Raw genomic sequence first — 22,946 nt, 5'->3', positions numbered from 1 at the left:
GTAGGGCGCCGGGATCGGTTTGGCCAGGTGGAACCGATGCAAACGCGCAAAACGCGTCGCCCTGGGGACCCGCCGCAGGGCGCGCCCGGACGAACCCGACCCTTTTTCTCGGAATGCCGGCGATCAAGCCCGCCTGCCGGGCGCGGTCTGGGTGATGAGCCACAGGATCCCGAACGCGTGTTCCATCGCGATCTGCGGCGATGGTTTCGCGGACGGCGCCGTCCTTGCCGAAACATCGACCCCTCCGTTACGATGCCCCTCCCCCGCGCTCCGCCAAGCGATGCCCCAGCTCAAAGCCCTGCTCGAGAACCTCCTCCGCCCCGACGTCACCGAGGTCGCCCTCGCCACGGGCCGAAATCCCTGCGTCAAGATCGGCGGCACCTACGAGATCGTCGACCGGAAGATCCTCTCGACCGACGACATCCTAGGGCTCCTCACCACGGCCGGCGGAGGCCGCCACCTCGAAAACCTCGGCCCGAAGCCCGTGCAGTGGGGCTGCCGCGTGGACGGCATCGGCGCGGTCGCCATCGCGGCCGTGCGAAACGCGAACGCCGTGCAAGCCCGGCTCATGCGGCTCGCCCAGGATCCGCGCAAAGACGCGTCCGCCGCGACCGCAGGTGGTGCCGTCCCGCCGCCGAAACCCACGCCGCGAAAGCCCGCGCCATCCGCGGGCGTCACGAAGCCGGGCGCGCCGCCGCCGGAGCTCATGTGGGGCGACCTCAACGAGGACGCGCCTCCCCAGGCGCCCGCCCCGCCGCCGCAGGCCACGCTGCCGTCCGCCGACAAGATCGCAGTGGCCCCTGGGATCGCCGCGTCGCCCTCGTTCGAGCTCGATCTCGACGAGCACCGCGCCCCGCCCGCGCGGAAGGACACGCCACGCCCGCGGAACTTCTCCATCACGCTCGACGATCCGGCCGATCCCACGCTCCTCGCGGCCGCGGCGAGCGCCGCCCATTTCGCCACGCTCGCGCTCGACGACGTCCTGCTCCGGGCGCGCGCGGAGGGCGCGAGTGATCTGCACCTCGTCGCGGATCGTCCGCCGCTCCTCCGCGTCTCGGGCAAGCTCGTCCCGCAGGGCCCGGTGGTCGAGCCGCAAGCCCTCGAGCGAATGCTGGAGTCGCGCATCCCCGAGCGCCTGCGCACCCAGCTCGCGCTCGACGGCTCGTGCGATTTCGCGCTCGACGACCCGCGCATCGGCCGCGCGCGCGTCAACGTCACGCGCCAGCGCACCGGGCTCAAGGCCTCGTTCCGCCTCGTCTCGCGGGAGATCCCGACCCTCGCCGAGCTCGGCCTGCCCGACGCCATCGCGCTCGCGACGCGCCACCACCAGGGCCTCATCGTGATCACCGGGCCCACGGGGCACGGCAAAACCACGACGCTCGCCGCGCTCGTCGACATCATCAACCGCGAGACCTCGCACCACGTCATCACGGTCGAGGACCCGATCGAGTACGTCCACCCGCGCAAGAAGGCCATGATGAGCCAGCGCGAGGTCGGTTCGCACACGCGGACGTTTCCCTCGGCCCTCAAAGCATCTCTCCGCGAGGATCCGGACGTCATCGTCGTGGGCGAGCTGCGCGACACGGAGACCGTGCGCATGGCGCTCTCCGCGAGCGAGACCGGGCACCTCGTGCTCGGCACGATGAACACGCCGAGCGCGGCGAAGACCATCGATCGGCTCATCGACCTCTTCCCGCCCGGCGATCAGCAGCAGGTGCGCGTGACGCTCGCCGGTGGCCTGCGGCTCGTCGTGAGCCAGCGCCTCCTGCCGCGGAAGGACGGCCCCGGCATGATCGCCGCCGCCGAGATGCTCCCCGGATCCGTGCCGCTCTGGAACCTCATCCGCGAGAGCAAGACCTGGCAGATCCCGAGCTTGCAGCAGCGCGGCAAGGGCTTCGGCATCGTGCGGCTCGACGACTCGCTCGCCGAGCTTGTCCGCGTGGGCAAGACCTCGCTCGAAGACGCGCTCCTCGTCGCCGAGGCCCCGGACGAGCTCGAAGCCACGATCGCGGGCAAGCGCGCACCGGCTTTGCCGCAGGCCCCGCCCGGCGAGCCCCCGAAGCCAGCCGAGCCCGAGGCGAACAAGGGCCTGCTCGGGCGCGCCGGCGCGCTCTTCGGCAAGAAGGGAGGCGCGTGATGGCCCGCATCGACCGGCTCTTCGACGAGCTGCTCGCGAAGAAGGGCAGCGACCTGCACCTCGGCGTCGGCTACCCGCCGCTCCTCCGCGCGCGTGGAGAGCTCGTGCCGCTGCGCGACGCGCCGATCGACGAGGCCGAGATGGAGGAGTTGCTCTTCGAGATCACCTCGCCCGAGGAGCGCACCAAGATCACGACCGAGCTCGACCTCGATTTCGCCTACCAGTACGAGGACAAGGCGCGCTTCCGGGCGAACTATTTCTACAAGATCACAGGGCTCGCCGCGGTCTTCCGCATCATCCCCACGAAGATCCTCACGCTCGACGATCTCGGCTGCCCGCCGGTCGTGCGCAAGCTCGCGGACAAACGCGCCGGGCTCTTGCTCGTCACGGGCCCGACGGGCAGCGGCAAGTCGACGACGCTCGCGGCGATGATCGATCACATCAACACGACGCGGCCTTGCCACATCCTGACGATCGAGGATCCGGTCGAGTTCGTGCACCCGCCGAAGATGTCGCAGGTCACGCACCGCGAGGTCGGGCCACACGCGTCGAGCTTCGCGACCGCGATTCGCAGCGCGGGCCGCGAGAACGCGGACGTGATCCTCATCGGCGAGCTCCGCACGAACGAGACCATGAAGCTCGCGCTCCAGCTCGCGAGCTTCGGCGTCCTCGTCTTCGGCACCGTGCACACGAACAGCGCGGCGGCGACGATCGACCGCATCATCAACGCCTTCCCCGCGGACGAACAACCGCAGGTGCGGGGCATGCTCGCGGAGAGCCTCGTGGCCATCGTGGCCCAGCAGCTCCTCAAGACGGCGGACGGCAAGGGGCGCGTCGCCGCGCACGAGATCCTCGTGGGCTCGTCGGCGCTCGCGGCGATGGTCCGCGAGGGCAAGACGTTCCAGATCCCGAACATCATGCAGGCGGGCCAGGCGCAAGGGATGCAGACGATGGATATGGCGCTCGAGCGGCTCATGCAAAAAGGGACGATCTCGCCCGAGGTCGCGCTCGAAAAGGCGATCGACAAGGAGAGCTTCCAGAAGGTCGTCGCGCAGCGGCTCGCGGGGGGATGATGCGCATCTCGAAAGCCGCCTTCGCCTGCGCGCTCACGGGCGCGTTGGTGTGGCCCGCGGCGTCCCACGCGCAGCAAGTCGCGCCCGCGCCCGTGCCCATGCCGACGGGGCCGTCGCAGGCCACGTACACGCGGTACCGCGGGCGGGAGGTCTATTGGGGCACGCTCGGGGTCGGCCCGCGGTTCGCGACGCTCTACAACATCCCGCGCGGGACGTTCGCGATGGGCGGGGGCGCGGTGATCCGCATGCACCCGCTCTCGTATCCGTCGAGACCAGCAAGCTACATGCCGCTCGAATTCGAGTTCGACATCGGCTACGACCGCTATCTCGGGGAGAACCATTACGAGCTCAGTTATGGCGGTTCGTTCCTTCTCCACCTCGCGTCGGGGAAGTGGCAGCCGTACATCCTCGCCGCGGCGGGCCGCTCGCTCGGTCAGGTGGACGCGGGGCGCGACACGCGGTGGCACATGGGTGGTGGATTCGGCGTCGGGTATCGGACGAGGACGTTTTTCCTGGGCGCCCAGGTGAAAGGCGGCGGGTACGTCGCGCCGGGAGGAGGCCCCCTCGGGGCCGAAGGGATCGTCGAGGCGAAGCTCGTGGGGGTCGTGTATGTCTTCTGAGCGCCGCCCTGGAAGCTTTTGTGTTCGCCTCTTGCCGGCGGTGATTGTCGTCTCGGTCGCGGCGACGAACCTGATGATCTCGGTGCCCGACGTGTATGCGACGGGGCCGATGGGCACGGGGATGAAGCCGCCTCCGCCCCCGCCTCCTCCGCCGGTCTATACACCGCCTCCTCCGCCGGTCTATACGCCGCCGCCTCCTCCGCCGGTCTATACGCCGCCGCCTCCTCCGGTCTTTACGCCGCCGCCTCCGCCTCCGCCTCCGCCTCCGCCTCCGCCTCCGGTCTATACGCCGCCGGTGACGCCTACCACGCCTGCGAAGAGTGGCCCTTCGCCGATCGGCGGGCCTGGGCCGGAGTTCGCCATGTCCGGGCGGTTCTCGTCGCTCTGGATCGTCAACCGCAATGAATTTGGAATCGGCGGCGGGGGCGGGCTCCGTATGTACGGCGGGTATCTCGAACTCGAGCTCGAAGCCGGGTACAACAGCTATTTCGAGATCGATCGCAAGGACATACCGATCCTCTTCAACGCCTTCATTTTTTATCGCGAAAACAAACGCCTCCAGCCCTACCTGACGCTGGTGACGATCGGCGTGAACATCTCGGAGGAGAACCAGAAACGGAACGTGCTCTTCCAGGGCGGCCTCGGGTTCGGGCTCGCCTGGCGGCCCAGGAACTGGATCGCCTTGAACGGGGAGATGCGCTTCAGCCTCGCCGATTCCGCGGAGCCGACCGTCGCCGGCGACGGGATCGCGGAGTTTCGGCTGTATTCGGTCCTCTATCCATTCTGACGAGCCCCCGCGCGGGAAGGCGTCACGTCACGGCTTTGCGGAAGCGGCCGGCGCGGGCGCCGGTGCAAGCAAACGCTCGCCGCGCACCGGCATGCTGAGCGTCGGGAGCTGGAACTCGACGCGGAAGATCGGGACGACGTCACTCCACACGGCGCCCTGGCCCTGCGTGGAGTCGAGCGAGACCTGCGTGCGAGGCCCCGAGCGCGCGCCCGTATCGCTGTAGCGTACGGCATACCGGAACGTGCCCAGGGCCTTGCCTCCCTCCTCGCCGAGGCCGTATCCGTTCATGCTCATTCCTTCGAGCTTGTCCTTCGAGTCATACACGGGGCGCCCGCCGCACGTCACCGCGAGATCCACGACGCGGCCGGTGTCGCCATTTCCTTCGAGGGTCGAATGCACGACACAGGAGGCGCCGGGCGCGAGCGGCAAGCCATTCGCGCGGGTGACCTTGCCCTCCCAGCGCGCGGCCACCTGACGCGCGGCCGCGGGCGGCGGCGCGGGGGACGTCTCCGGGCGAGGCGGCTCCACGACGGGGACGGGCGCGGTGGCGACGGCGGGGGATTCGACGGGCTCGTGCGGGGGCGGCAGCGGCTCCCTGGCGACCAGGAGCACGACGCCGCCGGTCATCGCGAGCAGAATCGTGCCGCCAAGGAGGAGGAAGGGCACCACGAGGGGGCTCTTTTTCGGCTGCGGCGGCGCGCCCCGGAGCGAGGCGAGCTCGCTCCGGAGGGCTTGCAGGTCCTGCTCCGCCTCGCGCATGCGGCCCTCGATCTGCTCGATGCGCGCGCGTTTCTCTTCGGCCGACTGCTGGGAACTCCGGGCGTCCTGGAGATCCTGCTCGAGGCCCTGGATCCGCCCGCGGAGGGCGTCTCTTTCATCGCGGTAAGTCATGCCTTCGTTCCTCGGAGGACGAGAGTGTACGCTTTGCAGCGCGGCTCGTCATCCGAGGAGCACGAGGGCAGCCACGCTCAGGGGCACTTGCCGGCTTCGTAATAATTCGGGCCGGTCTTGCGGATCCAGGTCGGCAGGACGTTGTTCAGGCCCAGGTTCTGATTCGATCCGACGGCGCACGCATAACTGTTGAATGCGCCGCACACCACCGCGCGCCCCTTCTGCACGTGGTAGTAGTTTCCTTCGTAAAACTCCTCGCAGACCGGGGTGGGGCTGCCGCCGCTGCCGCCGCTGCCGCCGCTGCCGCCGCTGCCGCCGCTGCCGCCGCTGCCGCCGCTTCCGCCGCTGGCGCCTGCGCCCCCGGTCCCGCCCGTCCCGCCCGTCCCGCCCGTGCCACCCGTCCCGCCCGTGCCGCCGGTCCCGCCACTCCCGTCCCCGGGCACGCCCTGGTCGAGGCCGAAGAATTGCCCAATGCGGTACGCCGAGCAGAGATTGACGTCGAGGATGTACGCACCCGCGGTTCCGCAGCCGCCCGCCGCCGCGAATCCGGGGTCGACCGGGGCCCCGTGGCCCATGTTCGGGATCGACCAATACTCCACGATGGTCTCCCCGTTCGCGTCGCGATACTCCTTCCGCGTCGCGCCGTCGATCGTCCACGTCGCGTCGGCCGTCGCGTCGGCGCCGTGCACGTTCGTCCATTGCTCGACGAGCTCGGTCGCGTTGAGCGGCTTCACGATCGTGTCGCTCGTGCCATGCCAGATCGAGACCTTCGGCCGCGGACCGGCGTACCCGGGCACCGCGTTCCGCACCACGTCGCCGAGCGCTGTCGCCGTGCGATCCACGCCGCCCATGCATTTCGTGAGATCCGCCTGGCCCGCGGCGCAGCGGTACGGAATGCCGCCGAGGAGCGCGCCGCCCGAGAAGACGTCGGGGTACGTCGCGATCATGACCGCCGTCATGGCCGCGCCCGCCGAAAGGCCCGTCGCGAAGACGCGGTCGTCGTCGATGGAGACCTGGCCCTTCATCCAGTCGACCATTTGCTTGATCGAGAGCGCCTCGCCCTGACCACGCTGGATGTCGCCGAGCTCGTACCAGTTGAAGCACCGCGTGATGCTGTTCGCCGATTGCTGCTCGGGGTAGATCACGTGGAACTTCCACGTGTCGGCGAGGCTGTTCCAGCCCGCCTTGACGTAATCGAGCGCCGATTGGGTACAGCCGTGCATCACGACCACGAGCGGCGCGTCCGCGCCCACGCCCGCGGGAGAATACGTGTACATCTTGAGGTTGCCCGGGTTCGAGCCGAAGCCGGTCACGGCCGTGAGGTTCGAGGCGTCGGTCGACACGGAATCGGCGAGCGATTCACCGTCGTCCGCGGCCGTGAGGCAACCGGCGCCGAGGGTGACGAGGGCGAGGGCAAGAGCAGTGCGGATCATCGAGCGCGGCATGGTTCCTTCTCCTGGGTGTCCGAGGCGTTCGGAGCGGACCCATGAGCAGGCGGCATGCCACGACGCAGCGCCGCGGTTTCCTCGCAAATGCGCGGGAAATGGCCCCGGGGCGTGTCACGCGTGTCGCACCGGATCCCGGCGCCGGGGGGCGTCACGCGTGACGCAGGGGGAAGGCCTCAACGCGCGCGCGCCACGACCTGGTTCGAAGGTGCGCTCGTGCCGAGGGAGTTCGCCGCGGCGACCACATAAAAATACCGCAGGCGCGTGACGATGCTCGTATCGGCCCAGCTCGTCGTATGGACGGTCGCCACGACCGCGTACGGGCCGCCGCTCGTCGTGCTGCGCCGGATCTCGTAGCGGCTCGCGCCGTTCGAGGCGACCCAGGACAGGTTGACGCGCCCTGGGAGCGTATTCGCCGTGAGCGCGGTCGGCGGCGTCGGGTTCGGGATGGGGAATGTCCGGGTCACGGGGGTGATCCAGAGGTTCGCGTTGCGCGCCTCGCGCTTCTGCTCGACGTGGACGAACGTGCCGGTCGTGGTCATCGGCTCGAGCGAACAGGCATTCTCGGCAGGAATCCCGTTCAAATGGCGCCCCTCGACGTTGTCGGTGGCATTCAAGCCGCACGTCCCGCTGCCGGGCAACGTGACCCTCCAGAGCGGGTTTGCCGCCTCGGCCTCGGCGTCGAGCCTGCGCACGGGTGCGTTCGCCGCGGGCGCGCTCGCGAGCCCGGGAGAGATGTACGCCGTGACGCCTTCGCAGGTGTCGGCCCCCATTCCGTGCCACTGGATCTGCGTGTGCGAGCGGGTGCCGTAGAACGCGGCGATCTCGCGCGAGGCTGCGAAGAACATGCCGCCCGTGTCGTGCGCGCAGTCGGCCTTGCGATAACCGCTGTCGCAGGCGCTTCCCGCGTTTGCATTGCGATGCGCGCCGCAGAGGAGAAAGCTCCGGGAGTCCGTTCGCTTGAAGATCTCGATGGCCTCGATCTCCGTGTCGAGGTCCGCGAGCGGGTGCGGCGCCTGGTGCGAGACCTCCCGCGAGGCGGACGGGTCGACGATGAACGTGCCCCAGCCTCGATCCACGTGGCCGTCCCCGTTCGCGTCGCCTCGTTCGAGCAGCACGCAATACCGCTTGCCGTTGTCGGCGTCCGTGAACAGCCGGAGCTCCATCACCGGCGCGATGTTCGCCCCGAGCGCGAAATCACAATGCCCGTTCAGCATGCGGGACACCGCGGTGCGGATCTCGCCGAGGGCCGCCGCGGACGGTGGGACGTATCCCTCGGAGCTCTGCATGGGCATCGTATCCCGGAGACAAACGGCGAGCGCCCCCAGCGTCGTCGCCGATCTGCAGCCGATCTCGAGCGCCTCGGCCGAAATGCCAGGGAGCGCCTCGTCTGGGACGTCGAGGTCCGTCAGGGAAAACCATTCCGCGTCCCCGCACGAAGCGACCATGATGGCCGCAACGAACAAACCCGTCCCCTTGCGAATGCCAAGCATACGCCCCTCCCCTCCAACGCACCGTCTACCACATCGACCCACGATGTGCTCACGGCCCGGAGATCCGCGCCTCGGGGGAGATTCTTTTTGTCGTGGGACGAAGCGTTTTACAGGAAGAACGACGTCAAGGCGTGCAGTACGGCCCCTGTCCGCCCACGAGAAGGCACATCCCCGAGACGAGCACGGAGCAGCTCCCCGGGCACGACGGCGTGCAGCCGGCCGCCTGGAACGCCTCGATCGCCGCGGCGAAGCCCTGCGCCTCGGCGCTCCCGCCGGTCTTCACGTACGAGCTGCACCCGCATTCGTCCGTGACCTTCTCCGCGCACGGGCCCGAGGCGCCGAGGACACACGACTTCGCCGCGATCCGCGCAGCCTCCAGATCGACTTGCAGGGCCGCGCAATCGGCGCCGCCGCCGCCCGCGCCGCCGGTCCCGGCGCCTGCGTCCGTCAAAGCGGGCGCGCCGACCTCCCAGTCGTATACGCAGCTCGTCGCGAACGCCGAAACCGTGGCACCAAGGAAAATCGCGCAGCGCGTTATACGAGGGACGGGGGGCACGAACGGGCAGGCTACCAAGAGAGGCGCAGAGCCGCCAAGGACGAAGCCGGGGCGTTGCCACGGCAAACGTTTCTCCGGGACGATCTTCGGGGAGAGGTCTTGTGGTAGGCTCGCGCCCTCATGCGACGCGATCGCTCGCACGGCCGGATGACCTTTGCCCTCGCCGCCGCCGCGCTCGTGCTCCTCTGCGTGGCCCCGAGCCGAGCCGCGGAGCCGGATCCCGCCACGACCGAGGCGAAAGCGGCCTACGACCGCGGCGCGGCCGCCTACGAGCGCGGGGACATGGCGACGGCCGCGCGCGAGCTCGCCCGCGCCGACGCGCTCCTGCCGAACCCCGTGGCGCTCGCGTCGGCGCTGCGGGCCGCGCTCGAGGGCGACGAGCCGGTGCTCGGAATGGAGCTCGCCGCGCGCGCGTCGACCCGGAGCGAGGAAACGAGCGTCGCCGAGCTCGTCCGCGCAGCGCGGGCGCGCTTCGGGAGCCGCGTGGGGAAGCTCCGTGTGATTTGTCCGGGGCCGTGTCGTGTTGCCGTCGACGGCGCGCCTTTCGAGGCGAACGAAGAGCGCTTCGTGCGCGCAGGTCCGCACGTGGTGGCGATCGAGCAAGGCACCACGCGCGAGGAGATCCGCGCCGACGTCCCCGCCGGCGCGGCCGTCACGGCCACGCCGAAACCCCCGGCCGAGGCGACGAAGGCCGCGGATCGATCGGGCGGCCTTTCGCCCGTGTGGTTCTTCGTGGGCCTCGGCGCGACGGCGGTCTCCGGGGCGGTGCTCACGGCGTCGAGCCTGCAAACCAAGGGCCTCCACGACGACTTCGTGGCGCGCGGGTGTCCCGGCCCCGCGGCCCCGAGGGATTGCCGCGGGATCGCGAGCGACGGAGAAGGCGCGCAATTGCGAACGAACGTGCTCGTCGGGGTAACGGCCGTCCTCGGCGCGGCCACGATCACCCTCGGCGCGCTTTCCCTCGGGCGCCGCGACGCGCCGACGGCGGCCCAATTGTCGTTTGAAACTCTGCCCGGCGGCGGCGTCGCCAAGGTCTCCGTGTCCCTGCCGTGAGAGCTGTCCCGTCTGCTGCATTCGCCGGCTCGCCTCGGTACGAGCCGCTCGTGAAAGTCGCCTCGGGCGGCATGGCGACGGTGTACGTCGGCGTGCTGCGCGGGCCCCTCGGTTTTCAGCAGCTCGTGGCGCTCAAGCGTCCCCACGAGCACCTGCTCGAAGACCCCGGCTTCCGCGAGGCGCTCGTCCGGGAGGCGCAAATCGCCGCGCGGATCCACCACGCGAACGTGGTCGACGTGCGCGACGTCGACCTCGCCGGTGCGTCGATCCAGCTCGTCATGGACTACGTCGAGGGCGCGTCGCTCGGCCAGCTCATGGCGGCCGCGGGGCGCGCTGGCCGGAGGCTCTCGCCGGGCGTGGTCGTGCGCATCGGGGCCGAAGCATGCGCGGGCCTCGCGGCGGCGCACGCGCTCACGGACGACGAGGGCAGGCCGCTCGGGCTCGTGCATCGTGACGTGTCGCCGCAAAACATCCTCGTGGGCCTCGACGGGGTCTCGAAGATCACGGATTTCGGCGTGGCGAAAGCAGAGGACGATTCTCGCGCGCCGACGACGGTGGGCACGCTCAAGGGAAAGGTCGGGTACATGGCGCCCGAGTACATCCGGGGTGAGCGTCCGGATGCGCGGGTGGACGTGTTCGCGATGGGTGTGGTGGTATGGGAGGCGCTCGTCGGCAGGCGCCTGTTCAAGGGCGCGAACGAGGGACAAGCGCTCGATCGTGCATTGCGGGAGGAGGCGCCGCTGCTCAGCACGGTGGTGCCGGATCTCGGGGATGCGCTCGACGCGGTGGTGGGGCGGGCGCTCGAAAAGGATCCGGCGGCGCGATATCAAAGCGCGGACGCGTTTGGCGCGGCCCTCGAAGAGGCGGCGCGGCGCGCAGGGTGTTTCGCGAGCGCGGCGGAGGTGTCGCGTGTCGTGCGGGAGACGGTGGGCGACACGCTGGCGGAGCGGCGAAAGGAGGTCCGCGCGCGGCTCTCGGAGCTCGGCTTGCCCGCGGTGCGCGCGTCGTCGGCGTCGATTCCGGAAGCTCGCGTGGCGCAGAACGAGGCGGCCGTCGCGGACGCGGCGACCCACGCATTGCCGGCGCCGGAGACAGCGGCGACGCCCGCGAAGGGGACGAGGCGCGTGATGGCGGTGGGGGTGGCGGCCGTGGGGGTGACGGTGGCTCTGGGTGCAGGGGTTTTCCTCTTTGGCAGGGCGAACCACGAAGAAACGGAGGCCGCGGGGACGACCGCTTCCGCTTCCGCTCCCGCTCCCGCTCCCGCTCCCGCTCCCGCTTCCGCTTCCGCTCCCGCTCCCGCTCCCGCTTCCGCTTCCGCTCCCGCTTCCGCTTCCGCTTCCGCTCCCGCTTCCGCTTCCGCTCCCGCTCCCGCTTCCGCTCCCGCTTCCGCTCCCGCTCCCGCCTCTGCCTCCGCTCGCCCCAAACCCCCGACGACCGCCACCACCAAACCAAAAAGCCGCCTGCCGCCGAACCCTTACGCCAAATGAGACACGCATGAGTGACTTCGACGATTTCGAGCAAGGCGCCACGACGCGTGTCCCTGCGCCGGCGACGGGGCTGCGGCTCCCGTCGGTCGACCTCGTCGTCGTCGAGGGCAAGGACCGGGGCAAACGCGTCACCGTGCAGGCCTCGCTCTCGCGGATCGGGACGGCGGCCCATTGTGATCTCGTGCTCACGGATCCCACGGTGTCACGCATGCATTGCGAGCTCCGGGTCCGCGCGGGGACGATGACCCTGAAGGATCACGGCAGCACGAATGGCACCTACGTCGGCGGGGCGCGCATGCGCGACGCGGACGTTCCCGCGGGCACGGTGCTGCGCGTGGGCGCGACGTCGATCCGGGTGGATGTGGGGGACACGCCTGCGTTCGTCGAAGTCTCGCCGCGGACCTCGTTCGGCGAGCTGGTCGGCGCGAGTTTGCCCATGCGGCAGCTTTATGCGGTGCTCGAGCGGGTCGCGCCGATGGATACGACGCTGCTCGTGACGGGCGAGACGGGCACGGGCAAGGACGTGGTCGCGCGCTCGGTGCACGTGATGTCACGGCGCAATGCGGGGCCGTACGTGCCGATCGACTGCGGCGCCATTCCGGAGACGCTCTTCGAGAGCGAGCTGTTCGGGCACATGCGCGGCGCGTTCAGCGGTGCGACCTCGGATCGGCGGGGCGTGTTCGAGGAGGCCGACGGCGGGACGCTCTTCCTCGACGAGATCGGGGAGATGCCGCTCGCGCTCCAGGCGAAGCTCCTCCGGGCGATCGAGACGCGCACGGTGCGGCGCGTCGGCGGCAATACGGCGAAGCGCGTCGACGTGCGGATCGTGGCCGCGACGAACCGGGACCTCGCGCGGCGCGTGAACGAGGGGACGTTCCGCGAGGATCTCTATTATCGGCTGGCCGTCGTGGAGGTCTCCCTCCCGTCCTTGCGCGAGCGCCCGGAGGACGTGCCGATCCTGGCGCAGCATTTCTACGACAGACTCTCGCCCGGCGCGGGCGCCTTGCCGCCGGATTTCTTGCGCGTCCTCGCCGCGCGTAGCTTCCCGGGCAACGTGCGCGAGCTTCGGAACTTCATCGAGCGGAGCGTCTCGCTCGGGTTCGTCTCGCCCCACGGCCCGCCCTCGGCGCCCCCGGCTTCGGTGGAGCGGCCACACGCCGAGGTCGACGACCTCGTGCCGCTGCACCTGCCGCTGAAGGACGCGCGGCAGGCGTGGACCGAGCGGTTCGAGGAGGTGTATCTGCGGGCGATGCTGAAGAAGACGGGCGGGAACGTGACGCGGGCAGCGGAGCTCGCGGGGGTGAGCCGCCGGTTTTTGCAGAGGCTCGCGGCGCGGCTCGGGATCCGGGCGAGCGACGAGGGCTGAACCTCGGAATCAGAGCGAGATCCCGACCCGCGCGAGCGGAGCGCGGACCGATTCTTCGATCGTGACGCGCGCGAGCTCCGCATACGCCGACGCCTCCATCCAGCCGAGCTCGCGCACGTGTTCCAGGAGAAACCCCTCGCTGGTCACGCCGTCGACGACGTGGCTCGGGCCGCGCTCCCATAACGAACGATAGGCGTCGAGCGTCTGCCGCGCCGCTTTCCCGAGGCGATCCCGCTCGGCGGGGCGGAGGTCCGCGCGGATCCAATCGAGGTAGAGGAACCCGAAATTGCCGTGGTGCGCCTCGTCCCGCACGATCGTCTCCAGGATGGAGCGGCTGAGCGGGTGCGAGGCGCTCCGCATCGCGCCCGAGAGCAGCGGGAAGCTCAACGCCTCGCCCACACAGCAGAGGCGCACGACGAGCTCATTGGATCGTTCGAGCGGGGTGAGCGACGGGTCGAGGTCGAAGACGATGTCCTCGGGATCGTAATGGATGGGCGCCCCGCCGCCGAGCCGCATGGCCATCCGCGCGCAGAGCTCGACGTGCAGGACCTCCTCGATCGCGAAGCGGCTCGCCATGCCGATGAGGTCGAGCGGCGCGCGCGCCTGCACGAGGGCCTGGAGCATCTGGCCCATCGCCGCGGCGGTGCAGAATTCGTTGAACGCATTCTCGGTCCACCCGACCCGCGCCCGCGCGAGGAGCAATGGCGGGTACCGCGAGGGATCGAGGCTCTGCCACGGGTATTCGTGCTCGATATCGCCGAGGGCGCGCTCGTGCAGGGTGCGCGCGAACCCGTTCGAGAAGGAGAGATCAAAGACCTCGCGCGCCATGCCTCAGCCGCGCCGGAGAAAGACGAAAGCGGCGACGGCGGCGAGCGCGAGCCCGCAGAGGACCAGGGCCAAGACCTTCCGGCGGCGGCTGCGACGTTCGAGGACGTCTTCGTCTTGTCCCCAGCCCGAGCCCGTCGTGTAGCGCGAGCCCTTGGGGTTGCCCATGAGGATGGGCTCCTGGCTCGGGCCCGTCGAATACCGCGAGCCCTTGGGGTTGCCCATGACGACGGGCCCCTGATGGATAGGCTCCGGCGATCCACGGTACCCGCCTTCGCTCGTCGTTGCGCTGGGGGGCTCGCCTCCTCCGCCCACGGGGTCGACCGGCCTGGGCACGAGGAGCGGCGTCGCGTCGCCCCGCGCCTGCGGCTCCTCGGGCGGATCGGTGAGGGACCAGGTCTTCTTGTCGGTCATGGGGCCACGTGGATGGTATCACGCCTCGGACACGGCTGGGATCGTCGCAGGACCGTTCGCCGGGTGGGGTGAGACCGTCTCCGGGAGGGGTGGGATGGTCTGCGGAGACAGAGGAGAGGGGCTTCCGGGAGGGTGAGACCCTCCTGCAAGAGGGGTGGGAGGGTCTTCGAGGGGGAGGAGACCCCCTTTCGGAGGGGGCGCGGGGGTCTCGGGGAGGAAGGAGAGTACCTCCGGGGAAAGACGATACCCTCCTGCAAGAGGGTCGCGCGTGTCCTCCGGGTGGAGAAGAACCCTGTCCCGGAAGGGACGAGGGGTCTTCGACGGGGGTCGGGAGGGTCTCGGAGAGGGTGGATGGTATGCAAGCAGAGGGACGAGAGCGTTCTCCGAGAGGGGTGAGAGTTTCTTGAAGAGGAATGGCGCTGTCATCGAACAGGGACGAGAGCGTTTCTCGGGGGGATGGGAGGGTCGTCGGGGAGGGTCGAGAGGGTCCTCCAAGAGGGTTCCGCGTGTCCCTCCGGGGATGCGCTGTTGGCCCCGGGACCTCGCCCGGGAGCGCTGCAACGATGATCTGTCTTGACGACGGCGTTCTGGCATCGGTGCCGCGGTTAGGTGACACGATGCGGGCTTCCTCGGGTTAGAGTACCTACGCCACGGAGGGCGCGATGCGGCGAGTGATCGTCATCTCTGATCTCCACATCGGTGGGGCCGAACATCCCATGCTTGGGCATCCCGAGCATCTGGTCGACTTCCTCGAGCAACTTGCGGCGTATGTCCCGGCGCAGGGCGAAGAAGTCGAGCTCGTCATCAACGGCGACTTTGTCGATTTTCTCGCAGAGAAGCCGTATGCGGGCTTCACGGCGAGTGAGTCCGAAGTCGTCGAAAAGCTGACCGCCATTCGCAGCCGACTTCCCGAGGTCTTCTCCAAACTGGCGTTCTGCGCTAATCGGCTTAGCCGCTTCACAATCCTCCTCGGCAACCACGATGTCGAGCTTGCCTTTCCGCGAGTGCGCGAATCGCTCCTGCGGGCGCTCGGCACCGAGCCACACCGGTGCCTCTTCGTCTGTAACAACGAGACCTACCGCGTGGGTGAGCTGCTCATCGAACATGGCAATCGGTACGACCCGTGGAACGCCATCGACTACGACGGACTGCGAGAGCTCGTGAGCTGCGCATCGCGTGGCGAGGTGCCGCCAAAGCCGCTTAGCATCTGCCCGGGCTCGCGGCTCGTCGAGGAGGTCATGAATCCGCTCAAGGAGCGGTATCACTTCGTCGACCTGCTGAAGCCCGAGGACAAGATCGTGACGCTTATGCTCTTGGCTTTCGAACCTCAGCTCCTCCAGGATCTACACAAGCTATTCAAGGGCGCGCAGCTCTACGTGAAGCAACATTTCCGCAAGGCCATCTGGAGAGCCTCGGGCGACGCGCCGAGGCCCGGACAGCGGCGATTCGTCGCTCGAAGCGACGAAGAAGACGTTTTGCCGCCTGACGTAGAAGACGCTTTTGCCGAGGAACTCGAGGTAGCCAGGGCCAATGCGGCGCGTCAACCCGTCGGTCTCTTCGAGACGCTGCGCAGAGCGTTCCTCGAGGATGAGACGGAGAGCCTCAAGGCTATCCTCGAAAAAGGCGACGACATCGGCACTCACCGGATCCGGCAACTACAAGTAGCACTGGCAAAAAAAATGCAAAACGATAAAACGTTCGTGGATGACGACAAAGACAGCGAAGCTTCCCGGCCCTATGTCGACGCGGCGCGACAGATGGTCGATGCAGGAGTTGCAAAGGTGGTCGTCATGGGTCACACGCATCTCCGGCGCCACATCCGTCTCGAGAACGGCGGTCGTTACCTGAATACCGGCACGTGGGCAGATCTCATTGTAGTGGATGACAGGCTTCTTGAGGAGAATGCAAAGAGCCGCGTCGATTTTATCGATTGGATTCGATGTCTGGCGACCAATCGACTTGAAGGCATCCGTGACTGCGACCCCACCTATGCAGACGTTCGCCTGACCGATGCAGGGCTCGTTATCGACGATGCACGACCCATGCTGCGCCGCCATCGCCGTGGAGACTCGTTCGCTTGATCTGTCGCCATGAACCGTAACGACCTGACGTCCGCGCTCGTCAAGATCCTCAAGGGCGTAGAGGTGATCGGCACCGGCTTCGTCGTTTCGCAGAGCCTCGTAGCGACAAGCGCTCACGTCGTCGAGGAGGCAGGTGCCGCGCCCGGTAGACGGGTTCGCGTTCGATTCCTGGCGACGGAGTCTAAGGAGCTCGTCGAAGCCCTCGTCGTGCCCGAGTTCTGGCGTGCGAGCGATGCGGAGGATCTCGCATTCTTGCGCATCGATGTTCCCCTCCCCGCCGGCGTCCGACCGGTGGAGATCGGCGAATCGACCGATATAGAGAACCGTAAATTGTGCGGTTATGGTTTCCCCGAGGGCGAAGGCAACGGCTTGTGGGCGGACGTCAACGCTCTCGGTAGGCTCCGGGACGAATACCGTATACAGCTCCAATCTCAGGAAATCTCCCCAGGGTATAGCGGCGGCCCTCTACTCGATGAGGCGCGCGGGAAGGTCGTCGCGATGATTCAAGCCATCCGGCCCAGTGATCCCTCAACTGGTCGGCATACGGCAACCGCCTTCGCAACCCGGGTGGAGGCTCTCCGAACCGCCTGCCCCGAACTGCTCACGCCGGCTCCACTGGCGAGCGCCGCCGCACGTCCCGATACGATTCATATCTTTCTCGGAGAGGCGGGCTTCGATGGCGGTCCCGGTGCTATCGCTGTGGGCGTAGTACTCTTGGAAGATCCCTCGCGCCTAACCAACGCGCTCGAAAATGCGCGGGAAGATCTGTTGCACGATCAAGCCCTCCTCGAGATTCCTGGCGTCGAAGATCGGCTGCGTCGGCGGGGTTTTCGGTACCGGGACGACGATCGCGACGTGCGCGCCCGCTTCGTCGAAATTCTCAAGGGGCAACTCTTCGAGGCGTATGTTTGCTGTGCGCCAAGGAAATTCTTCGGGGAGAAGCCCGAACAGCTCGTGTTCGAACAGCTCCTGGAGGGTGTGCTGGCGGATAGGCTGAGACGTCATGCCTCGCGCATCGTCTTCATCCATGCGACCTCGGGCACCCGAACGAAGGCGCTTCCCGGTGTTGTCTCAGCAATGGCAAGCCAAATCGGAATGAAGCGCCAAATCCGCAAGGACGCGCCGGCACTCCGGGAGCACGAGGTGTCGCTCGTCGAGCGCGCCGAGGCGTGCCATTGGGTCACCGATTACGTCTGCGAGATCGTAAAAGCGCGCGTCGATGCCGCGGACCCGCGCGATAGCCGCGAATTCGAGAGCATCCGGGACAAGGTGCGCCTGGTTCGGCGCCTCGACACGAACAGGTTCTTCAGTCGGAAGGCTCCTCTTCCGTGACTTCCTCCGAGGGGTCATCAGGAGACCCTGTGTGTCGGTTATTGAGCCGTGCTCGAATTGGATCCCACTCCGCGGAGAGCTTGGACGCCAGGTTGGGCTCGACGGAATGAAAGAAGGCTAGCCATCCATCGATTTTCGTCTCCGACAGCAACAAATCTGCGTGCTGCATTGCGCTCCTTGCCAACCGGAGGACCAAGCGGAGACGCCGCTTCATTCGGCGCGGGATCCGGGGCACGGCATCCTCGACGGACAGGCCGGTGACGTATTGCCCGTGCCCGCGCCGCTGCGTACGGCACGAGCCCGGTCGCAGCTCGAAGGCGTGCCGTTTCAGCAGGTTCTCGACACTCTCCGCGGGTGGTACGCGATCGCCCGAAAGGGTGATGTCGTCGGCATAACGGCTGTATCTGCAGCCGTAACTGATCGCAAGGGCGTTGATATCAGTGTCGAGATGCCGGCAGACCAGGTTGGCCAAGACGGGGCTTGCGCTCGACCCTTGCGGGAGGAAGCCATCGAGGGTGCAAAGCTTCGCCAGCAACGTCGCGACCTCCCTATTGCTTCCACAGGTCTCAAATGCATCCCGCACGCGCTCCAGCGTGATCGACTCGAAAAACTCATGTATATCGGCGTGCAGAAGGATCTTTTGACCGATATGGATCTTGGCATTTTTGTAAATCGAACGATCGGAAACGAAGCCCTGAACGTATTCGGGCAAGGGGTTCCGCTGAAGCAGGGTTGCAATGTTCTTCTGAAGGACGGCCAGCTCCCGGCAGGGCTTGTAAACGGTGCGGAATTCTCGGCGGCGTCGTCCCTTCTTCGGGATCCGCATCTCCTTGTAGAATTCACGCTGCCGGGACGAAATGTACTCTTCGAGCTGTGCGCGCTCGCAGCCCAGCTCCCTCGATAGGTCTTGGATGTTCCGCACGAACGCGAAATTGCGAAGACTCATCCACATCCCAGCACTGAAGGAGAAGCAAGGGGTCGCTTGGATACCAGCTTTGTGATTGACTCAAAGAGCGAGTACGAACACGTACTCTCGCAATCGTTATCCAGCGACCCCAGAAGGGAATTACACCCAAGTACGCCAGCAAGTCAAGCCCACCTCAACCGGCAGCAAGAGTATGCTGACGGGCGTGCTCCAAGGGTCTTTGGTGAATTGGATCACGATTGGCCCACCCATATTTAAGGACGCGCGTCCCGGGAGCGGGAGCGGGAGCGGAAGCGGAAGCGGTGACGCGGGCGGCAGCGGCGGCGCTCGCTCCGGCGGAAACCAGGTGACCGATCCGAGGGGCTGCGGAACCTGCTCCGCCGTCGAAGCCGGAGTCAGCAACGAACGCGGCCTCGTTCGTGCGCTTCGCCGCGATCGGCCTCCTCGACCGGCGCAAACGGCGCTACGCCTCCTTCACTTCACCCCGTGAAAGCCACGAACATGAGACCCCTGGCGACCGCACAAGAAGCATTCACGACGCTGGCGGAGTCCCTCTTGATAGCGTTCCGCTTCGAGCACGCTCCCAAGAGGTTTACGTTGGTGTGTGACTTCCCCCCGGACGAGGGGGCGCAACGCGCTTTCGTGGGTTTCCTCTTCACGGGCGTCCGTGGCTACACGAGGGAAGCGGGCGATCTCGCCGTCAACCGCAAGTTTCAAGAGTCCTACGAGACCCGTGAGAGTCCTCGCGCGGTCGTGGTGGAATCCATCAAGGCCAGTCGTCGATCCCAAAGCGGCAGCCTGGAGCTCTGGTTCGGCTTCAACTTCGGCGGCATTTCGTTCCAGTACGACCACGTGACGGCGTTCGTGCGCAACGCGCACGTCGAAAAGAGAGGGAACGACTGGATCTACAGGGATGCCCAAACGGGGGAGCGCTTCGACGACGCGGAGCCCTTCCCGCTGCTGCGAGGGAGCTCCACAGAATCAGGGTGACGCCCGCCCCGCCGCCGGGCGACACCTCCTCCGTCGTCACGGCCGCCGCGCTACTGGAACACGGCCATCGGGCCGAGCAGCCAGTTCCCGGGGGCGTTCGGGTCCGCGCTCAGGTAATACTCGACGATGGCCTGCCGGAACTCGGCATAACTGATCTTTCCGCTGCCATCCCGGTCGAGCCGCTTGAACGCCTCGGTGGAGGTCACCGGAGGGACGCCCAGCGCGTCGTACATCCGCACGTACTCTTCGAACGAAAGACTCCCGTCACCGTCACGGTCGAGGGCGCCAATCAACCCGTCGACGAGGCCGAGCACCGCATTCTCGAAATTCTGCGGGGCAATGACCGTGGCGGCCATGATGCGGATGAACTCCGGCAGCCCGATCTTCTCTCCCGCGTTGCCCTCCGTGGCCCCCAAGAGGACGCCCCACCAGTTCATGAAACCCTGCTGCATCGCCGTCCTGTTCTTCAGATCCTTCTCGTCCGCCAGGGCGGTGAACAACCCGGCGATCTTCTCGAAGTCGTCCCGGGTGAGCCATCCATCAGCATTCTGGTCGAACCAGGTGAATACGTAGGTGAATTTCTTGACCTGCAAATCAGTCGTCATGGATAGGCCTCCTCGTTTTTAGCTGCGTAGAATCGCGCACACTGAACGTCAATTGCTCCGTCCCGCCACCGCCACGAACGAGACCGGCACGAATCGCTCGCCGTCCCATTTCATGAAGCGATAGCGCGGCGAGCTCAGCGGCTCCGGGAAGGTAAAGCGCACTTTCAAGACCTCCCCCTCCGGCGAGACCTCCTCGATCGTCGCGCGATGCGTGCCCGGCTCGAAGACCTGCCCCGCTTGCCACGGCTTGCCCGTCGTGTAGAGCTGCTCGAAGAGCGTCGGGAAGAAATGGCCCTTCTTCGGGCGGACGGCGATCTCGTGCTCCGAGAGGACCTCCACGTCGACCTCGCCCACCACGTAGGAGAGCGAGTAGTAATGGATCCGCTCGCCGCCGAGGCCCTGGTAGAGCTTGTCGACGTAGGAGATGTTCGGGTTGTGCGTGATCGGCTTGTAATCGGTCACGCCCGTCGGGAGCACGCGGCGGAGGTAGAGGCCATAAAGCGCGGTCATCTCGCGCTGGTGCCAGTTCAGGAAGTAGACCTCGAGCTTGTCCTCGGGGAGGCGCTGGTAATCGATGGACTTCGCGAGCGAGTCCGCGATCACCCGGTAGCGGCCCTCGAACGTGGCGACGATGTAGATGCACACCTGGCAGAGCACGGGCGCGAGCACGAGGTGCAAGAAGACGAGCGTGCCGGCGACGGCGCGATAGGAGCGGCCCTTCGGGAACCGGGCGACGGCTTCTTCGAGGACCCGCGCGACCATGTAGGCGAAGCCGATCGAGGGCAAGAAGAGGTTGCGCGGGTCGGGGAAGCTCGTCGTCACGATGACCTGCCCCGCCACCATCGTGAGCACGAAGAAGCGCAGCGGCCTGTCCTGCCGCAACCAGCGCCACGCGAGCGCCCAGAAGCCGACCGTGACCGCGCCGAGCGCGAGCGCCGCGAGCGGGTAATCGCGCACGGGGGTGCTGGAGAGCACGTGCAGGGGCACGCCCGTCGCGAGGATCACGGCGTGGTAAAACCCGGACCGGAAGAAATGCTCGGCCCACAGGCCAGGGTTCTTCAGCGGGTTGATGTAATACACCGAGTTCGCGCCGTGCCCGAGCACCACGAAGTACAGGGCGAGGAACGCCACGCTGACCACGAAGAACGCGGCCAGCATGCCGAGGTGCGGGCGAATGCGCGCGAAAAGAGCTTGTCCCGGTCGTTCGGGGAAGACCACGACGTGCGCGAGCACGAAGAGCGGGAGCACGAGGCCCGACTCCTTCGAGAGCAGGGCGCAGGCATACGAGAGGAGCGATAAACCCGCGAAGGCGCGGCCGGCGCCCTCGCGGTACCGGATGAACGAGAGCAGCGAGGCGAGGACGAAGATCGCGCCCACGGTCTCGTTGCGGTTCGCGCTCCACACGATGTTCAGCGCGTGCGCGTCGTCGAGCGCGAAGACCGCGACCGCAAAGACGAGCGGCCAGCGGGACGGAGAGAGGAACCGCGCGAGGAGGCGGTGGACGAGGAAGACGGTGGCCGTGTAAAACCCGATGTTGATGAGGTGCGCGGCGATCGCGCTGTGGCCGAAGAGCTGGTACTCGAGCCAGTGCGTGATCGACGGGATCGGGCGCCAGAAGTTGATCCGCATGTCCGGATCGGTCCACCAGGGCGCCAGGCCGAATTTCTTGAATGCGGCGACCTCTTCGTTCGAACGGATGAGGCCAAAGAGGTTCAGGTGCTCGCGGAAGATGTCCGGGAACTGATCGAGCGCGAGCCGGTGCAACCAGTCGTCCGCGAAGAAGCCGCAGCGGAGCGAGGGCACGTAAAAGATCGCCGTGAAGAGCGCGACGAGCGCGACGGCGCGGCGCACCTTCGCCCGCGCGAGCGTCGCCTCCGAAGGCGCGGGTTTCTCCTCCTGGGCCGAGAGCGCCGTCGTCACGAAAGGACCTCGCCGGACTCCGCGTGCGCCGCGAGGACCCGGCGCTCCCATACGATCGCGACGATCGCGAGGAGCGTGAAGAGCACGATACGAAGCACGAAATAAACCTCGAAACGATCCAGCGCGATGGCGAGGACCATGAGGTCCATGTGCGGGGCGTTGCCGCAGAGCGCCCATAACCGCATGGGCGCGCGGTGCGTGGCGACGTACGTCTTGCCGAACGTGTCGTCCGCCGGTCGCTCCGAGAGGCGCACGCCGAGGGGGCTGACCTTGGCGAGCAGGGATTGCCGGTTGCCGAGCTGCCAGACGAAGACCGTCATGAGCACGCGCTGGAAGAGCGAGCCGCCCTGCCGCACCTTTTCCAGCGTCTTCTGCGCGCGTTCGCGATCGCCGCCCTGGTGCTTGCCGCCCGAGTAGAAGCGTAGATAAAGGGCGCAGTGGAAATCGTAGAGCATGAGGTGGTGCGCCCATGCGATGTGCGTGCCGAGGCCGAGCGCGGCCGCGAGGAGCGGCCTGCCCGAGGTCTGTCCGAGGTGGTAGACGGCCGCGAGGGTCGTGGCGACGTTGACCGCGTAGTCGGAGGCGCCGTCGATCGCGTGGCCCGTCTCGGACGAGGTCTTTTTCAGCCGCGCGATCATGCCGTCGACGCCGTCGAGGATGGCCGACGCGAAGAGGAGGAGCGCGCCCGCGAGCCGCACGTAAAGGCTGCCCTCGACGATGCAGGCGGCGGCGCCGAGGCCCGCGCAGAGGGACAGGAACGTGATCTGGTTCGGCGTGATGGAGGTCTTCACGAGCGGCCGCGCGAGCAGGAGCTGGAGCGGCCGGTGGACGTGGAGGTTCACGGGGTCCTCCACGTCGGGAGATTTGATCACGTCGCTGAGGCGGATGGTCATCGGTTGGAACGCAAAGGAGGAGAGGTCGGGCACGCGCCAGGGGAGGCGCGAGC

Annotated in this window: 20 protein-coding genes; 10 read left to right on the top strand and 10 right to left on the bottom strand. The window is 67.5% G+C overall.

Annotated elements, in window-relative coordinates; genetic code table 11:
* Positions 1 to 280: 280 nt before the first annotated feature.
* From E8A74_RS16185 to E8A74_RS52295, 4 genes are read left to right on the top strand one after another with little or no spacing between them, the layout of a single operon-like run.
* The gene (locus E8A74_RS16185; protein ID WP_136929905.1) at positions 281 to 2,137 is read left to right on the top strand and encodes a PilT/PilU family type 4a pilus ATPase; all 1,857 of its coding nucleotides are present in this window, start codon (positions 281 to 283) and stop codon (positions 2,135 to 2,137) included.
* A complete protein-coding gene (locus E8A74_RS16180; protein ID WP_136929904.1) occupies positions 2,137 to 3,210 on the top strand; it encodes a type IV pilus twitching motility protein PilT in 1,074 nt (357 codons plus the stop codon). Before E8A74_RS16185 ends, E8A74_RS16180 begins: the two co-directional genes overlap by 1 nt.
* Positions 3,207 to 3,830, top strand: coding sequence for a hypothetical protein (locus E8A74_RS16175; protein WP_136929903.1), 624 nt, complete (start codon positions 3,207 to 3,209; stop codon positions 3,828 to 3,830). The genes E8A74_RS16180 and E8A74_RS16175 overlap by 4 nt, the downstream gene beginning before the upstream one ends.
* Positions 3,831 to 3,861: 31 nt before the next feature.
* On the top strand, positions 3,862 to 4,617 hold the full coding sequence (locus tag E8A74_RS52295; protein ID WP_170229148.1) for a hypothetical protein: 756 nt from the start codon (positions 3,862 to 3,864) through the stop codon (positions 4,615 to 4,617).
* Between the two features lie 27 nt (positions 4,618 to 4,644).
* On the opposite strand, the gene E8A74_RS16165 is transcribed toward E8A74_RS52295, so the two are convergent.
* From E8A74_RS16165 to E8A74_RS16150, 4 genes are all read right to left on the bottom strand, one after another.
* Positions 4,645 to 5,508: a hypothetical protein gene (locus E8A74_RS16165; protein WP_136929902.1), complete on the bottom strand. Its 864-nt coding sequence runs from the start codon at positions 5,506 to 5,508 to the stop codon at positions 4,645 to 4,647.
* A gap of 77 nt (positions 5,509 to 5,585) precedes the next feature.
* A complete protein-coding gene (locus tag E8A74_RS16160) occupies positions 5,586 to 6,953 on the bottom strand; it encodes an extracellular catalytic domain type 1 short-chain-length polyhydroxyalkanoate depolymerase (protein ID WP_211365372.1) in 1,368 nt (455 codons plus the stop codon).
* A 176-nt stretch (positions 6,954 to 7,129) separates the two neighbouring features.
* Positions 7,130 to 8,446 (bottom strand): fibronectin type III domain-containing protein, encoded by a 1,317-nt coding sequence (locus E8A74_RS16155; RefSeq protein ID WP_136929901.1) that lies wholly within the window; start codon positions 8,444 to 8,446, stop codon positions 7,130 to 7,132.
* 124 nt (positions 8,447 to 8,570) lie between these two features.
* Positions 8,571 to 9,002: a hypothetical protein gene (locus tag E8A74_RS16150; protein ID WP_136929900.1), complete on the bottom strand. Its 432-nt coding sequence runs from the start codon at positions 9,000 to 9,002 to the stop codon at positions 8,571 to 8,573.
* A 120-nt stretch (positions 9,003 to 9,122) separates the two neighbouring features.
* On the opposite strand from E8A74_RS16150, the gene E8A74_RS16145 reads away from it, so the two are divergent.
* The 3 genes from E8A74_RS16145 to E8A74_RS16135 are packed head-to-tail and all read left to right on the top strand — an operon-like array spanning position 9,123 to position 12,908.
* On the top strand, positions 9,123 to 10,055 hold the full coding sequence (locus E8A74_RS16145) for a hypothetical protein (RefSeq protein ID WP_136929899.1): 933 nt from the start codon (positions 9,123 to 9,125) through the stop codon (positions 10,053 to 10,055).
* Positions 10,056 to 10,105: 50 nt separating this feature from the next.
* Positions 10,106 to 11,542 carry a serine/threonine-protein kinase gene (locus E8A74_RS53935; RefSeq protein WP_136929898.1) on the top strand — a complete coding sequence of 479 codons (1,437 nt, stop codon included), beginning with the start codon at positions 10,106 to 10,108 and terminating at the stop codon, positions 11,540 to 11,542.
* A 7-nt stretch (positions 11,543 to 11,549) separates the two neighbouring features.
* On the top strand, positions 11,550 to 12,908 hold the full coding sequence (locus E8A74_RS16135; RefSeq protein WP_136929897.1) for a sigma 54-interacting transcriptional regulator: 1,359 nt from the start codon (positions 11,550 to 11,552) through the stop codon (positions 12,906 to 12,908).
* A 9-nt stretch (positions 12,909 to 12,917) separates the two neighbouring features.
* On the opposite strand, the gene E8A74_RS16130 is transcribed toward E8A74_RS16135, so the two are convergent.
* Entirely contained in the window at positions 12,918 to 13,736 is an 819-nt protein-coding gene (locus E8A74_RS16130) for a ferritin-like domain-containing protein (RefSeq protein WP_136929896.1), read from the bottom strand.
* 3 nt (positions 13,737 to 13,739) lie between these two features.
* On the bottom strand, positions 13,740 to 14,147 hold the full coding sequence (locus E8A74_RS16125; RefSeq protein WP_136929895.1) for a hypothetical protein: 408 nt from the start codon (positions 14,145 to 14,147) through the stop codon (positions 13,740 to 13,742).
* A 662-nt stretch (positions 14,148 to 14,809) separates the two neighbouring features.
* Here E8A74_RS16125 and E8A74_RS16120 point away from each other — a divergent pair.
* Positions 14,810 to 16,228, top strand: a complete 1,419-nt coding sequence (locus E8A74_RS16120; RefSeq protein WP_136929894.1) for a metallophosphoesterase — start codon at positions 14,810 to 14,812, stop codon at positions 16,226 to 16,228.
* Between the two features lie 9 nt (positions 16,229 to 16,237).
* The gene (locus tag E8A74_RS16115) at positions 16,238 to 17,560 is read left to right on the top strand and encodes a S1 family peptidase (protein WP_136929893.1); all 1,323 of its coding nucleotides are present in this window, start codon (positions 16,238 to 16,240) and stop codon (positions 17,558 to 17,560) included.
* On the opposite strand, the gene E8A74_RS16110 is transcribed toward E8A74_RS16115, so the two are convergent.
* Positions 17,535 to 18,506 (bottom strand): reverse transcriptase family protein, encoded by a 972-nt coding sequence (locus tag E8A74_RS16110; protein WP_170229160.1) that lies wholly within the window; start codon positions 18,504 to 18,506, stop codon positions 17,535 to 17,537. The two genes, E8A74_RS16115 and E8A74_RS16110, sit on opposite strands and share 26 nt — an antisense overlap.
* Before the next feature lie 465 nt (positions 18,507 to 18,971).
* On the opposite strand from E8A74_RS16110, the gene E8A74_RS16105 reads away from it, so the two are divergent.
* Entirely contained in the window at positions 18,972 to 19,475 is a 504-nt protein-coding gene (locus tag E8A74_RS16105; protein WP_136929891.1) for a hypothetical protein, read from the top strand.
* A gap of 50 nt (positions 19,476 to 19,525) precedes the next feature.
* Here the strand turns inward: E8A74_RS16105 and E8A74_RS16100 are convergent, their stop codons facing one another.
* The 3 genes from E8A74_RS16100 to E8A74_RS16090 are packed head-to-tail and all read right to left on the bottom strand — an operon-like array spanning position 19,526 to position 22,893.
* Positions 19,526 to 20,080: an EF-hand domain-containing protein gene (locus E8A74_RS16100; protein ID WP_232379581.1), complete on the bottom strand. Its 555-nt coding sequence runs from the start codon at positions 20,078 to 20,080 to the stop codon at positions 19,526 to 19,528.
* 48 nt (positions 20,081 to 20,128) lie between these two features.
* Entirely contained in the window at positions 20,129 to 22,000 is a 1,872-nt protein-coding gene (locus E8A74_RS16095) for an ArnT family glycosyltransferase (RefSeq protein WP_136929890.1), read from the bottom strand.
* On the bottom strand, positions 21,997 to 22,893 hold the full coding sequence (locus E8A74_RS16090; protein WP_170229159.1) for a CDP-alcohol phosphatidyltransferase family protein: 897 nt from the start codon (positions 22,891 to 22,893) through the stop codon (positions 21,997 to 21,999). The genes E8A74_RS16095 and E8A74_RS16090 overlap by 4 nt, the downstream gene beginning before the upstream one ends.
* Positions 22,894 to 22,946: the final 53 nt, after the last annotated feature.

Origin of the sequence: Polyangium fumosum, from assembly GCF_005144585.1 — a bacterium.
GTDB classification, from domain to species: domain Bacteria; phylum Myxococcota_A; class Polyangia; order Polyangiales; family Polyangiaceae; genus Polyangium; species Polyangium fumosum.
This window is presented reverse-complemented; position numbering and strand designations above follow the sequence as displayed.